Source organism: Micromonospora sp. URMC 105 (assembly GCF_051386295.1).
In the GTDB taxonomy this organism is placed as follows: domain Bacteria; phylum Actinomycetota; class Actinomycetes; order Mycobacteriales; family Micromonosporaceae; genus Micromonospora.
In genome coordinates, this window is record NZ_JBPQTL010000127.1 from 1 (window position 1) to 13932 (window position 13932).

Consider the following 13932-nt stretch of genomic DNA (forward strand, 5'->3'; position numbering starts at 1 on the left):
GAGGGGAAGGGTTAGGGGGTGGGGGGTTCGCCGGCGTCTAGGACGGCTTGGGTCCAGCCGCCTTCGATGACGCCGGTGCCGTCGAGCAGGGCCCAGTCGACGACGTCGGCGGACTCGACGACGACGGGGGAGCCGATGCGGACGGTGGGGTCGGTGTTGGCGTCGCTGGCGCTGGCGCCGACGATGCGCTCCGGCACCTCCCAGGAGGTCACCCCGGCCCAGACGAACTCGGGGCCCTCGTCGCCGGGCAGGCCGTACTTGACCACGAGCTGCGACTCCGGAGGCAGGCTGCCGGCGAGGAACCGGGCCCGGACGTCGTCCAGCGAGGCGCGGGCGGTGGCGATCGCCTTGCTCATCGCGTCACCCGGACGGGCGTAGCGCACGTCCGGCTGGATGCCGGAGAAGAGCGTCGCGCAGGCGGCGGCGAAGTACTTCCCGGCCGGCCCCGGATGCCCGGGCGGCGGGCGCAGGCTCAGGAACGAGTCCGCCTCCGGGTCGGTGGCCGGGTCCAGCTCCAGCCGCAGCAGCACCGGGGCGGTCGCGCCGTGCTGCTCCGGGTTGCCGTACGCCACCGCGATGTCGTGCCCGGTCACCGTGGCCAGCACCGGCAGCTGCACGAACGCCGGCACCTCCTCACCGGCCAGGCCGTCGGTCCAGTCCCGCAGCAGCCGCCGGGCCGCCCCGGTCATCACCGCGCCCCAGGCGCGGGTGAGGTGGTCCGGCACCCCCTGGGTCTGCAACTCCAGCAGCCCGAACCGGCGCAGTCCCTTGGTGGTGAACCAGAGCCCCTCCGCGTCGGAGGAGTACGGCACCAGCACCCAGTCGACCAGGCGTACCCGGCCCTGGGCGTCGGGCAGCGAGCGCAGCGCGGCCGCCGGGTCGAGGAACTGCAGGCCGAACACGTCGACCACGTCGCCGTCGACGGACTCCGCGACCGCGGCGGCGACCGCGCGGGCTGCCCACTCGTGCGCCGGCGGCCAGCCCGGCCGGTACTCGGCCTGCACCACCACCAGGTGGGTGGCCGCGGCGAGCCGGCTCAGCTGCGCCTCGGTGGCGCCGAACGCGGTGAGCAGGTCCGGCGGCAGGCGCGGGAACTCGTCGATGGAGCGGGTGTCCACCGTCATCAGCGGACTGTCCAGCATCTGCGTCGCCAGCCCGTGCACCGGCTCGGCCAGCCGGCCCTCCAACGCCCGCACGGCCGTCTTGGTGCTCACTCGGGGCAGCCCCGCCAGCGGCACCAGGTAGGTCGCGCTCAGCGACTCCGGCACCGGGATGGGCAGGAAGTCGTCCGTGATGAGCAAGTCGTCCCCCGGAAGGCCGTGCCGGTGCTGTCGGGGCAAACGCTACCCGTCGCCCGGTGCCGGGTTCAGGCGGACAGCACCAGTCCCAGGTAGACCAGCGTGGTGACCACCTCGACGCCGGCGCCGAGCACGTCGCCGGTGACGCCGCCGAGCCGGCGTACCACGTGGCGCAGCAGCCCCACCGCGACGGCGAGCGCCGCCCCGACGGCGAGCGGCCCCTGCCACGGACGGCCCGGCACCGCCGGGACCGCCGCCAGCGCGACGGCGGCCGTGCCGACCGCCAGCGCCACCGGCCCGACCGTCCCGGCGACCAGCGCGCCCAGCCCCTCCGGCCGGGCCGCCGGCACCCCGCGCCGGCAGGCCACCGTCACCGCGAGCCGCCCCGCCGCCGTCGCGGCCACCACGGCCGCGAGCACATGCGGCCAGGACCGCTGCGCCAGCTCCGCGAGGGTCGCCGTCTGAAGCAGGAGTACGACCACCAGCGCGGCCACCCCGAACGGTCCCACGTCCGGCTTCTTCATGATCTCCAGCGCCGCCGTCCCCCGCCGGTACGACCCCAGCGCGTCCACGGTGTCGGCCAGCCCGTCCAGGTGCAGCCCCCGGGTGAGCAGGGCGGCGCAGCCCACCGTCAGCCCGGCGGCCACCAGCGGCGGCGCGAGCGCGGTCAGGAGCAGCAGCACCCCGGCGAGCACCGCGCCGAGCAGCGCGCCGACCAGTGGGGCGAGCGCCATCGCGGCGCCCGCCACCGGACGGTCGATCCGGCCGGCGCGCACCGGCAGCGTGGTGAAGGTGGTCAGCGCCAGCCGCAGGCCGTCGGCGACCCGCGGCTCAGCCGGCACGCCAGCCGGACGGGTCCCGCTCCGGCTCGGTGGTGGTCGGTCCCGGGCCGGCCGGCTCCGGTTCGCTGAAGTCCGGCTCGCTGTAGTCCGGCTCCACGGTGGTCGGGCCGGGGCCCGCCGGTTCCGGCTCGGCGAAGTCCGGCTCGTCGGAGTCGGGCTCCCCGCCGCCCAGCCGGGGGTGGGTGGGCAGCGCGGCGGCCAGCGCCAGCACCGAGCGCAGCAGCGGCAGCGCGGCCAGCGCGTTCGCCCCCTCGCCCAGGTCCAGCCGCAGGTCCAGCAGCGGGGCCAGGCCGAGCACGTCGGCGGCGAGCCGGACGGCGGGGTGACCGCCGTGGTCGGCCAGCAGGCACCAGTGCCGGGCCTGCCCGGCCAGGTCCCGGCTGATCATGCCGGCGGCGAGGCCGACCGGGCCGTCGAGCATAACCGGCACCCGGCGGGCGGTCGCGCCGAGCAGCACCCCGGTGGCCACCGCGATGTCGCCGCCGCCGAGCTCGGCCAGCACGTCCTTGGCGTCACGGGGAGAGCGGCGGGTGCGGTGCAGCGCGTCGCGGACCGCCGCGCAGCGGATCATCCAGGCCGCGTCGTCGATCTCGCCGTTGTCGGTGATCACCCGGCCGAGCACCGCCGGGGCCTCCGCACCCGCGGTCGCCGCCAGCACCGCGGCGGCGGCCGCCTCCGTGCCGGCGCCGCACGCCCCGAGCACCAGCAGTTGTACGCCCGCGTCGGCGGCCTCCTCGGCCAGCCGCCAGCCGTAGCGCAGCGCCGACTCGACGGCGGCGCCGTTCAGCGCCGGCTCGTGCTCCATCGGCGCGGCGGAGGGGGTGTCGACCACCTGGAGGCTGGCCCCGCACTCGGCGGCCAGCCGGGCCAGCGCGCCCCGACCGGCCCGCGCCTGCCGGGCCCGGCGCGACGACTCGCCGGGGACCGTGCCGGCGGCGGCGCCGCCCTGGTGGTCGCCGTGCAGCAGCAGCACCCGTACGGCCGCCCACGGGGCGGGGGTCGCGGTGCCCTGGGTGGCGGCGGCGAAGCCGACCAGCCGCTCCAGCGAGCCGAACCCGGCCCCGGGCACGTCCAGGCCGGCGAGCCGGTCCACGGCCTGCGGGCCGGCGTACTCGTCGGGCATGGGCAGCTCCATGCCGGCCTGGATGACCAGACCGGTGGCGACCATCGGCAGCGCCATGGTCGGCGCCGCCCAGGCGGTGCCGTTGGCGTCGACGGCCGCGGTGGGTGCGGTCGGCGGGGCCGGGGTCAGCACGTCCGGCAGCGGAGCCTCCGCCGCCGGGCCGGCGGCGGGCGTCGCATCCTGCCGGGCCGGGCCGGCCTGGGCGGGTACCCCCGCCGCGCGCGGGGTGACGGCGGGCTTGAGCCAGGTCGGCTGACCGGCGACCACCAGCACCACGGCGTCGCAGGCGTCCGCGACGGCCCGGTTCGCCGCGCCGAGCGCGTCGGTGAAGGCGCGGCCCAGCGGGGTGGTGGGCACCAGCGACAGCCCCACCTCGGGGCTGACCAGCACGATCCGCGCCTCGCTGTCGCGGACCGCCGTGGCGAGCTCCGCGATGGTGGCGACGTCGTCGGCGGGCTGGTGCGCCGGATCGAGCAGCACGGTCACCCAGCCGCCCAGGTCGTCCACGAGCAGCGTCTCGTTCGGCCCGGCGGAGGCGAGCACGTCGGCCAGCCGGCGCGGGTCGTCGGCGGTCTCCTCGGTGGTCCAACTGCCCGGCCGACGTTCCCGGTGCGCCGCCAGCCGGGCGGCCCACTCGGTGTCCGCCGGGTCGGCGTCGGCGGACGTCGCCACGTAGCGCACCGTCGGGGCGTCGCCCACCAGGGACTCGGCGAACTCCGACTTGCCCGAGCGGATACCGCCGAGCACCAGGACCGTGTTCCACCCGTCAACGGACATGCCCGTACCTTAAAGCCGCCCGGGGTGCGGTCGCCGGGCGGCCCGCGCTCAGCCGCAGTGCTCGAATTCGCTGGCGTAGCCGGCGCCCCCGGCCGACCCGCCCCACTTCACGCACGTCCCGCCCGCACCGGCGCGCACCGGGCCGGCGTAGTACTCGAACGCGCCGCTGTCGGTGGCCCGGGTCTTCCCCTGCACCTGCAGGAACGCCGACACCGTGGTGCGCTCGCCGACGGCGGTCACCTTCATGGTGGCCACGCAGTTGGCCTTCGCGGCATCGTTCCAGAGCAGGTAGACCTTTCCGCGTTGCACCCCGTCGGACTTCAGCGCCGCCGAGTCGATCACCTGGTAGCCGCTGCCGCAGACCTGCCCGGGGGTGTACGGGTTCGACTTCGCCGGCGCGGTGGTGGTCGTTCCCGGCTGCGGGACGGCGGTGGTGGACGCACCGGCGTCCGGCTCCACCCCCGGGCGCGGGCTGCTCGTGCCGGTCGGGCCGGCCGAGGACGACCGGGCGGTGCTCGCGCTCGGCCGGGGCTTCCCGGTGCGGCTGCCGGCGACCGGCCCCGGCGTGCCGGGCACGGCCGCCGCGGACTCGGCGGTCAGCGCCGCCGGGCCGCCCCGGGCGGGCTCGTCCGGCTGGAGCGCCACCACGGCGGCCACGGCCGCCAGCACGGCGACCACCCCGCCGGCCGCGCCGGCCAGGGCGAGCCGGCGCCGCCGCGCCGCGCCGCCGGCCGGGTCCTCCCGGGTCGGGGTGGTCTCCGGTACGACGTACCGGCCGGGGTGGCCGGCGGGCGGCGCGGGCGAGGGCCGGGCGGAGGACGCGGCGGCGAGCGAACCAGAGCTGGTTTCCGCGCTGGGCGGCGTCGACGGTCCGGTGGGGGCCGGCAGGACCGGCCCGGCCAGCGCCCACGGCGGGCGCGGCGGCACCCGCAGGACGGCGAGCGTGGCGTCCCGGGCGTCCAGGGCCGCGTCCGCCAGGGCGGCGGCACTCGGCCAGCGATCGCCCGGGCTCTTGGCCAGCGCCCGCCCGACCACCTCGGCCACCGCCGGCGGGGTACCCGGCGGCAACGGCGCCGGCTCCTCCTGGGCGTGCCGCAGCGCCACCTGCAACGGGTTCTCCCCGACGAACGGCGGCTGCCCGGTCAGGCAGTAGTACGCCACCGCCCCGAGCGCGTAGACGTCGGTGGCCGCCGAGACCGGCTGCCCGACCGCCTGCTCCGGCGACATGTACGACGCCGTGCCGAGCACCATGTGCGCCGCGGTGAGCGAGGCCATCGTGCTGGAGCGGGCGATGCCGAAGTCGACCAGCACCACCGTGCCGTCCCGCTTCACCAGCAGGTTGCCCGGCTTGACGTCCCGGTGCACGATGCCGGCGGTGTGCGCGGCGTGCAGCGCGGCGGCGGCCTGCGCCACCACCGACATGGTCGACGCCGGGTCGAGCCGGCCGGCGCGCCGGATCCAGGTGACCAGCGGTTCGCCGTCGACGTACTCCATCACCAGGTAGCTGACCTGGCTGCCGTCGGCGAGCGTCGCCGAGCCGAAGTCGTGCACCGCGACGATGCCCGGGTGCCGCAGCGCCGCCATCATCCGGGCCTCGGCGTGGAAGCGGGTGGTGAACTCCGGGTCCTCCACCAGCGCCGGGAGCAGCACCTTCACCGCCACCTCGCGGTCCAGCAGCGTGTCGACGCACCGCCAGACCGCGCCCATGCCGCCGGTCGCCACCCGTTCACCCAGCCGGTACCGATCGCTGAGCACCACTCCTTGAGTCAGCACCGCGTCACCGTACCGGCCGGGCGCGCCCGTCGTGATCACCGATGGGTGGCCGCGGTGCGGGCAGGGGTGAGCGTCGGGCCGCCGTGCGGGCGGCCGACTACGCTTGCGGGGGTCCGTCCCGGGGACGGTGGAGCGGCGAGGGGAGACGCGGCATGGCGTGGAGCTGGCGGTACGAGGGCGCGAACGGCGCGTCGGTCGACGGACCGGCGGAGTCGTTCGGCAGTCAGGCGGACGCCGAATCGTGGATCGGCCAGACCTGGCGGGAGCTCGCGGCGTCCGGCGTCACCTCGGTCGCGCTCGTGGAGGACGACCGGGTGGAGTACCGGATGAGCCTGCTGCCGACGGCGGAGTGATGGGCTACGACCGCCCGGGGGAGCCGCTGGTGCTCGGGGTGCCCCGGGCGGCGTTCCGGCCCAGCCCGGTCTTCCTCGGCCTGGTCGCGCTCTTCCTGGCCAGCGGGGTGATGGCCTGGAACGGGTTCGGCAACGTGAAGTTCGACGTGTTCCTCTTCGTGGTCTCGGGCTGGCTGGTCTCACTCTGCCTGCACGAGTACGCCCACGCGGTGGTCGCGTTCCGCGCCGGGGACCGGGACATCGCGCACCGGGGTTACCTGACGCTGAACCCGCTCAAGTACACCCATCCGCTGCTGTCCATCGTGCTGCCCGTGGTGGTGGTGCTGCTCGGCGGCATCGGCCTGCCCGGCGGCGCGGTCTGGGTGGACCGGCACGCCATCCCGGGCCGGCTGCGGCACACCCTGGTCAGTCTTGCCGGCCCGGCCACCAACGTGCTGTTCACCCTGGTGCTGGTGGCGGCGCTGCGGCTCGGCTCCGCGGTGTTCGGCGGGCCGGTCGAGTTCTGGGCGGGGGTGGCGCTGCTGGCGTTCCTCCAGCTCACCGCGAGCCTGCTCAACCTGCTGCCGGTGCCCGGCCTGGACGGCGGCAACATGATCCAGCCCTGGCTGAACCCGCAGTGGCGGCGGATGTACGACATGTTCGCGCCGTACGGCTTCATCCTGCTCTTCGCGCTGCTGTGGAACCCGCGCATCGGCGGCTGGTTCTTCGACGCGGTCTTCGCCATCGGCAACCTGCTCGGGCTGCCGCCCTGGCTCTACGGCCTGGGGCTGGAGCTGATCCGCTTCTGGCAGGGCTGAGCCGTCCGGGCCGGCGCGGACGCCGCGCCGGCCCGGGTGAGCGTCACGGCCGCTGGGCCGGGCTCTCGGTCTTCGCCGCGTCCCGCTCGGTGACCGGCTCGACGATCTCGTCGATCGCCTTGAGCAGGTCGGCGTCGAGCTTCACGCCGGCCGCCTTGACGTTGTCGTGCACCTGCTCGGGGCGGGACGCCCCGACGATCGCCGAGGAGACGTTCGGGTTCTGCAGCACCCAGGCGATGGCGAGCTGCGGCATGGTCAGCCCGGCCTGCTCGGCCAGCGGCTTGAGCCGCTGCACCCGGGTCAGCACCTCGTCGGTCAGCCACTGGGCGATGAACCCGGCACCGGACTTCTCGTCGGTGGCCCGGGAACCGGCCGGCGGCGGCTGACCCGGCAGGTACTTGCCGGAGAGCACGCCCTGGGCCATCGGCGACCAGACGATCTGCCCCACGCCCAGCTCCTCGCTGGTGGGAACGACCTCGGTCTCGATGACCCGCCACAACATCGAGTACTGCGGCTGGTTGGACACCAGCGGGACACGCAGCTCGCGGGCGAGGGCGTGGGCCTCCCGGATCTGCGAGGCCTTCCACTCGGAGACGCCGATGTAGTGCGCCTTGCCGGCGTGCACGATGTCGGCGAACGCCGACATCGTCTCCTCCAGCGGGGTGCTGTAGTCGTACCGGTGGGCCTGGTAGAGGTCCACGTAGTCGGTGCGCAGCCGGCGCAGCGAGCCGTTGATCGACTCCATGATGTGCTTGCGGGACAGGCCCCGGTCGTTGCGGCCCGGCCCGGTCGGCCAGTAGACCTTGGTGAACACCTCCACGCCCTCGCGGCGCTCGCCGGCCAGGGCCTTGCCCAGCACCTCCTCGGCGCGGGTGCCGGCGTACACGTCGGCGGTGTCGAAGGTGGTGATACCGGTGTCCAGGGCGGCCCGGACGCAGGCCAGCGCCGCGTCCTCCTCCACCTGCGAACCGTGGGTGATCCAGTTGCCGTACGAGATCTCGCTGACCAGCAGGCCGGAACGGCCTAGGTGTCGGAATTCCATGTCCCCGACCCTAGCCCGGCCGGATCATGACCACCGGTCGGCGCGACGACGGGGTGGTTTCAGAGCACCGGATGTGCGTCGGTCAGCAGCAGGTCGATCTCGGCCAGCACCGCGTCCCAGCCCGGGTGCACCGGGTCGATCAGCGGCTCACCCCGCCGGTCCAGCGCACCCCACCGGCCGGTGCGGTCGTTGGCCAGGAACGCCACCGGATGGATCACCAGCTCCGGGTGGGCCGGCGCGACCAGCATCCGGCCCGTCCGGTCCACCACGCCCCGGAAGCCGCCCAGTTCCACCACGGCCAGCCCCTCGTCGGTGAAACCGTCGAGCCGCCGGCCGTCGGCCAGCGCGGTGCGGAAGCCGTGGTAGCGGGTCGGGACCACCAGCCGGCCGTTGCGGTCGACCGCGCCCCAGCCCTCCCGGCGCACCGCGGCGACCCCGCCGGTGAACGGCCGGACGTCCTCGAAGCCGCCCGGCACCACCACGGTGTCCTCGGCGTCGATCGCCATCCAGTCCGCCTCGCCGCCCCGGGAGACCCAGGCCAGGCCGTCGGAGAAGGCCCGCACCGCCGCGTACGAGGGACCGATCAGGGTGGTGCCGGCCTCGTCGATCAGCTCCCAGCCCGGGGCGTCGGGGCGGCGTACCCAGGCCAGGCCCTCGCGGAAGGGCTGCGCCTCGGCGTACCGGTAGTCGAGGACCAGCTCGCCGTCGGCGTCCGCGTACCCCCAGCGGTCCAGGCCACCGTCGAACGTGGGCACCGGGGACCGCCGCCCGCGCAGCACCTCCTCCCGGCTGCGGGGGTACGGCCCGAAGCCGCCCCGGGTGGCCGCCCGGGCGTGCACCGCGTCCAGGCAGACCCGGATCCGCTCGGTCAGCTCGGGATCGTCGGCCCGGCGCAGGTCCAGGGCGCGCTCGAAGTGCTCGCAGGCCTCCATCAGCCGGCCCTGGTCGTAGCAGGAACGGCCGGCGTGCTCGTGCAGCGCCGCCCGCAGCCGGTCCGGCAGTTCGGCAGAGTTGGCCTCGGCGAAGAGCCGGTCCGCCTCGGCGAACTCGCCCTTCCAGCGCAGCACCTCGGCCAGCCGGGCCCGGGCCAGCGCGGTGCGCCGCAGCTCGCCGGTCGCCTCCGCGTAGGTCAGGGCGAGCCGGCCGTCGGCGAGCGCGTCGTCCAGGTCGTGCACGACCCGGGAGACCACCGCCCGCAGGCTGAGCAGCCGCGCCCGGGCCCGGTTGTCGAGGGACGCGCCGAGCTTCTCGGTCAGCCGCCGGCGCAAGGCCCGCAGCTCGTCGGCGTCGTCGACGACCTCACGCAGCGTCTCGGGGTCCAGCCGCCACCGGTACGCGGCCAGCACCTGCTCCGGGTCGCCCTGCGGCGCGGCGGCCGGGCCCGTGGCCGCCTCGGCCGTGGGAGCGGCGGCCGGGGGCGCCGGCACCGGCCGGGTGGACTGGTCCGCGGCGTCGGCGGGCGGCCCGGAGATCGGCGCGGCGGACGGGGGCGACGCCGCCGGCGCGGCGTCCGTCGGTGCCGCAGCTTCCCGGACGGGCGCGGCGGCCTCGCCGGCGGTGTCGGTCCCGGGCGGGGCGGAGACCGGCCGGTTGGCCGGGTCGAGGCTGTCGAGGCCAGCCGCGGACGACGGTGCGTCCGGCATCGGCGCGGCGGGCTGTTCGGATACGTCGGCCGGCGGCCCGGAGACGGGCTGGGCCGGCGCGTCGACGGGCTGGGCCGGCGTGGAGACGGGCTGGGCCGGCGTGGAGACGGGCTGGGCCGGCGTGGAGACGGCCTCCGGTTCGGTCGTTGCCGCGGGAGTGGGTTCGGCCGGTGGTGCGGCCGCCGGTCGGGCCGGTTCGGCGTCGTCCGGCTCGCTCCGCGCTGCCGCTTGATCATCGGCCGGTGAGGCGGAGATCGGGCGGGCCGGTGCCATCGAGGCGTCGGCCGGGGGCGCTGAGAGCGGTGCGACAGGTGCCATCGAGGCGTCGGCCGGTGGGGCGGAGACGGGTCGGGCGGGCGTCAGCGTGCCGTCGGCCGGTGGGGCGGAGACGGGTCGGGCGGGCGTCAGCGTGCCGTCGGTCGGCGGTGCTGAGACCGAGTCGCCTGGCTCGACGGTCTCGGTCGGCGGCGCGGAGATCGGGCGGGCAGCCCTGGGGGCGTCGGCCGGTGGCGTGTAGATCGGACGGTCGGCTACTTCGGGTGCATCTGTTGTCGTCTCAGCGACAACAGATGCACCCGAATCAGGTATCCCCGGATTTGCCGCTGCCGGCGTCAACGAGGCGTCGACCGGCGGTGCCGAGGTCGGGCGGCCTGCATCGACGGTGGCCGCCGGTGGGGCGGACATCGGCCGAGCGGGCTCCACGTTGCTGGCTGGTGGCGCGGGGGTCGGGCGGGTGGGTTCCGCAGCGCCGTCGGTCGGCGGCGCGGACACCGGGCGGGCCGGCGTCGAGGCGTCGGCCGGTGGCGCGGACACCGGGCGGGCCGGGGTCGAGGCGTTGGCTGGTGGCGCGGACACCGGACGGGCCGGCGTCGAGGCGTCGGCCGGTGGCGCGGACACCGGGGCCGACGGTCCGGGGACCTCCGCCGCAGGAGAGGAGACGAAGTGATCGCCGGTCGCGGCGGGATCGACCGGCAGTTGCTGGTCTGTCGCCGTGCCTGGGTGGGGCCAGACCGAAGGCCCCGTGAGCTGGTCCCGGCCGGCCTCGGCGATCGGCGTGGTCTGGTCGACCGGGCTGCTCCGGAAACCCGGGCCGGCCTGGTCGCTCGGTTCGGTCAGATCGGTCGCATCGAACTGGTCGCGCGGTTCGACGTGGTTGGGCGGTCCGGCCTGCACGGGAGGCCCGGCGTGTGGGGGGACAGCCGGCGTGGACGGCGGCGGCGTCGCGGGAGTCGACTCCGGCGACCAGGTGCCCAACTGACCGGCGGAGGGGTCGGACGAACGAGCGGCGTCACCCGGGACTCCGTCGGCGGCAGCGCTTCCGGCCACCGGCGGCGCCGAGAGCGGTCGGATCGCCGCCGCGTCCTGGGCGGCCGACGGCGCGGAGACCGGCTGGGCGGCCGGGGCCGGGACGGCGAGCTCCTCGGCCTCCGGCCACGCCGGGGCGGGTGGGGAGGACGGCTCCGGGGTGCTTCCCGGGGTGCCCCCGGCGGCCGTGATCCGGTCGCTGGCGTCGCTGACCGAGTCAGCCGTGCTCGCCGTCCCCGACGCGAGAGGCGCGGCCTCGACCGGCACCGCTGCGTCGGTCTCCCCGTCCGCCCACGACCGCTCCGGCGCGGTGGGCCCGAGCGGTCCAGCGGGCGCGACCACGGACTCCGGCCGCGAAGCGGCAACGGACCCGGCCTCGTCGGGTGGGGACGCGGGCGGCGCGGATACCGGCGGGTACACAGGTGGCGCGGAGACCGGCTGGAAGGCGGGTGGCGCGGAGACCGGCGGCGGCGCGGCAACGGACGCGGCCTCGTCGGGCGGGGACGCGGGTGGCGCGGAGACCGGCGGGGACGCGGGTGGCGCGGAGACCGGCGGGGACGCGGGTGGCGCGGAGACCGGTCGGAGGGCGGGTGGCGCGGAGACCGGCCGGTACGGCTCGCCGGCCGGGGAGGGCGCGACCGGACGTGCGTCCGTGGGGTGCCCGGACCGGGCGGCGTCGGTCGGCTGCCCGGGCGGGGCGGACACCGGAGTCACCGACGGCGGCTCCGCGCGCGGCGGGTCGGCCGGCGCCGGGAGCACGGCCGGCGCCGACGTGCCTGCCTCGGCTGCACGAGGCGGGCCGGACACCGGACGGTCGTTGCCGCGAGCGTCGGCCTCGTCGGCCGGGGATGGCGGCGGTACCGGGCGGGCGGGACGGAACCAGGCCTCGGAGGTGTTCCGCTCCGACCCGCGCGCCACCGGCGGTGCGGGGGTGGTGGGCTCCGGCGCCGGAGGGACGTACCGGCGCGGTTTGTCGGGGGTGATCTCCAGGGCCGGGCCGGGCGGCGCGGGAGCGGGACCGACGGGTCGCTGCGGCGCGATCCGGTCCCGGACCTCGGGCGTCGGTGGCGCGCCGGCGGGCGGCCCGGAGACGGGCCGGTGCCCGACGGACGGTCCCGGCACGGGCCGGTGCCCGACCGGCGCTACGGACACCGGTCGCTGGTCCGGCGCGGGGCCCGGCGTCGGCTGCTGTGCGGGCGGACGGCCCTGCGCCGGCGGCACCCGGTGGTCGGCAGGGTGGCGGGACTCCGGTCCCGGGGGACCGGACACCGGGCGCCGGTCGGCCGGAGGCGCGGACACCGACCACCGGTCGGCCGGGGGCGCGGACACCGACCACCGGTCGGCCGGGGGCGCGGACGTCGGCCGGTGGTCGGCCGGGACCGGGCGGGGGGCGGTCGGCGTGGGATCGCCGGGTGCGGTCGGGCGCGCCGCGGTCTCCGGGTGTGGCGGGAACTCCGGCCGGAGCCGGTCGGCCGGGGGCGGCGAGACGGGCGCGGTGCGGTCGGGGCCGGGTGGGGCCGAGGTGGGCCGGTCGCCGATCCGACCGGGCACACCGCCTGCGGCGGGCGACACCGGGCGCGGCGTACCGGGGACCGGGGGCGTGGACCCGGCGGTGAACGGCGGCGGACCGGCGGCCCGGCCGTGCGCGGCACGCGGGTCGGCCATCGGGCGACCGGGCCCGCCCACCGGGGGTACGCCCCAGACCGGCGCGCCTGAGGTGGGAGCCGGCGAGACGGGCGCGCCCGAGGTGGGGGCGGGCGAGACGGGGACGCCCGGCACCGGGCCGCCGGACGACGGCGTCCCGGGGACCGGTGCGGGTGAGATCGGACGGACCGGGCCGCCGGAGGACGGCGTCCCGGGGACCGGTGCGGGTGAGATCGGACGGACCGGGCCGCCGGAGGACGGTGCCGCGGGGACCGGTGCGGGTGAGATCGGACGGACCGGGCCGTGGGCGGCGGGCCGCTGCTCGTGCCAGGCCGGGCGGGTGGGCCGCTGCTCCGGTTGCCGGCCGTGCTCCGGCCCGGGTACGCCCCGGCGACCGCCGTCGCGGTCCGCGCCGGGACGGCCCCACTGCTCGTGGTACGCCTCGGCGGGCGGCGTCGCCTCGCGCGGCCGGCGGTCCGGGTACGCCTCGGCGCGGGCGGCCGCCTCGCGCGACGGTCCCCGCTCGTCGGGGTGGCGGCGCTCGTCGTACCCGCGCTGCCAGCGCTCCTCGGACCCGCGGGCCGGCGGACGACGCCCGTCGTCGTACCCGTCGGGCGCGGGCCGCTGCCCGTTGCGGCCGGGCCGGTCGTCGTACCCGTGGGGCATGGTCCGCTGCTCGGCGTACCCGTTGGGCGCGGGCCGGTCGGGGTAGCCGCGGGCGGGTGGGCGGTCGTCGTAGCCGCGGGGGGCCGACGGGTGCTCGTCGTGGCGCGGCCGGCGCTCGTCGGGCTCGCGGTACCGGCCGGGGGCCTCCTGGTCGGGGCGGGTCCGCCGGTCGGCCGGGAACTGCTCGTGACCGTCCCAGCGGCGGCCGTCCTCGGCCGGACGGCGGTCGTACCCGGCGGGCCGGGGCGACGGCGTCTCGTCCGGTTCGGGCATCCAGCCGGGCTCGCCACCACGGTGCGACTCGTGCCGGGGCCCGGGGGAGACCGGGGCGATCCCGGGGTGCTGGGGGCGGCCGTCGTACCGGTCGGGGGTGCCGCGGTCGCGGTGCCACGCCGCCTCGCGCGGCCGGTCGGCGACCTCGGGGTGACGGTCGGCCCAGGCGGTACGGGCGGCGCGCGGGGCCTGGGCCTCCGGCTCCGGCTGGCGGCGCTCCCGCTGCCAGGTCAGGTCGGACACCGGCCGCCGGTACAGGTCGTCGTTGCGCCGGTACGCCTCGTCGTCGTGATGCTGCTCGGCGGCCGGTTGGCCACCCCAGCGCGGCGGCTCCTCGTCGTGGTCGTCCCAGGACCGCCCGAGGTACGTCCCGTCGGGGCGGGTGGGGGCGAGCGG

The 13932-nt window shown here is 77.4% G+C and carries 9 protein-coding genes and 1 pseudogene; 4 read left to right on the plus strand and 6 right to left on the minus strand.

Features of this window, described 5'->3' with window-relative positions; translation table 11 throughout:
• Positions 1-11: 11 nt before the first annotated feature.
• From ACSNN7_RS26475 to ACSNN7_RS26490, 4 genes are all read right to left on the minus strand, one after another.
• Positions 12-1301 (minus strand): DUF2314 domain-containing protein, encoded by a 1290-nt coding sequence (locus tag ACSNN7_RS26475; RefSeq protein ID WP_436683681.1) that lies wholly within the window; start codon positions 1299-1301, stop codon positions 12-14.
• Between the two features lie 65 nt (positions 1302-1366).
• The gene (gene cobS, locus ACSNN7_RS26480; RefSeq protein WP_436683682.1) at positions 1367-2140 is read right to left on the minus strand and encodes an adenosylcobinamide-GDP ribazoletransferase; all 774 of its coding nucleotides are present in this window, start codon (positions 2138-2140) and stop codon (positions 1367-1369) included.
• On the minus strand, positions 2130-4040 hold the full coding sequence (locus ACSNN7_RS26485; RefSeq protein ID WP_436683683.1) for a bifunctional adenosylcobinamide kinase/adenosylcobinamide-phosphate guanylyltransferase: 1911 nt from the start codon (positions 4038-4040) through the stop codon (positions 2130-2132). The genes cobS and ACSNN7_RS26485 overlap by 11 nt, the downstream gene beginning before the upstream one ends.
• 48 nt (positions 4041-4088) lie before the next feature.
• Entirely contained in the window at positions 4089-5813 is a 1725-nt protein-coding gene (locus ACSNN7_RS26490) for a serine/threonine-protein kinase (protein ID WP_436683684.1), read from the minus strand.
• Positions 5814-5965: 152 nt separating this feature from the next.
• On the opposite strand from ACSNN7_RS26490, the gene ACSNN7_RS26495 reads away from it, so the two are divergent.
• Both ACSNN7_RS26495 and ACSNN7_RS26500 read left to right on the plus strand, forming a co-directional pair.
• Entirely contained in the window at positions 5966-6166 is a 201-nt protein-coding gene (locus ACSNN7_RS26495; protein ID WP_088961023.1) for a hypothetical protein, read from the plus strand.
• A complete protein-coding gene (locus ACSNN7_RS26500) occupies positions 6166-6963 on the plus strand; it encodes a site-2 protease family protein (RefSeq protein ID WP_436683686.1) in 798 nt (265 codons plus the stop codon). The genes ACSNN7_RS26495 and ACSNN7_RS26500 overlap by 1 nt, the downstream gene beginning before the upstream one ends.
• Before the next feature lie 43 nt (positions 6964-7006).
• On the opposite strand, the gene ACSNN7_RS26505 is transcribed toward ACSNN7_RS26500, so the two are convergent.
• Entirely contained in the window at positions 7007-8005 is a 999-nt protein-coding gene (locus ACSNN7_RS26505; RefSeq protein WP_436683687.1) for an aldo/keto reductase family protein, read from the minus strand.
• 59 nt (positions 8006-8064) lie between these two features.
• On the minus strand, positions 8065-9966 hold the full coding sequence (locus ACSNN7_RS26510; protein ID WP_436683688.1) for a WG repeat-containing protein: 1902 nt from the start codon (positions 9964-9966) through the stop codon (positions 8065-8067).
• A 415-nt stretch (positions 9967-10381) separates the two neighbouring features.
• On the opposite strand from ACSNN7_RS26510, the gene ACSNN7_RS26515 reads away from it, so the two are divergent.
• Both ACSNN7_RS26515 and ACSNN7_RS26520 read left to right on the plus strand, forming a co-directional pair.
• Positions 10382-10594: a hypothetical protein gene (locus tag ACSNN7_RS26515; protein WP_436683689.1), complete on the plus strand. Its 213-nt coding sequence runs from the start codon at positions 10382-10384 to the stop codon at positions 10592-10594.
• Positions 10595-13449: 2855 nt separating this feature from the next.
• Positions 13450-13932 (plus strand): annotated as a pseudogene (locus ACSNN7_RS26520) (hypothetical protein); the annotation flags it as partial.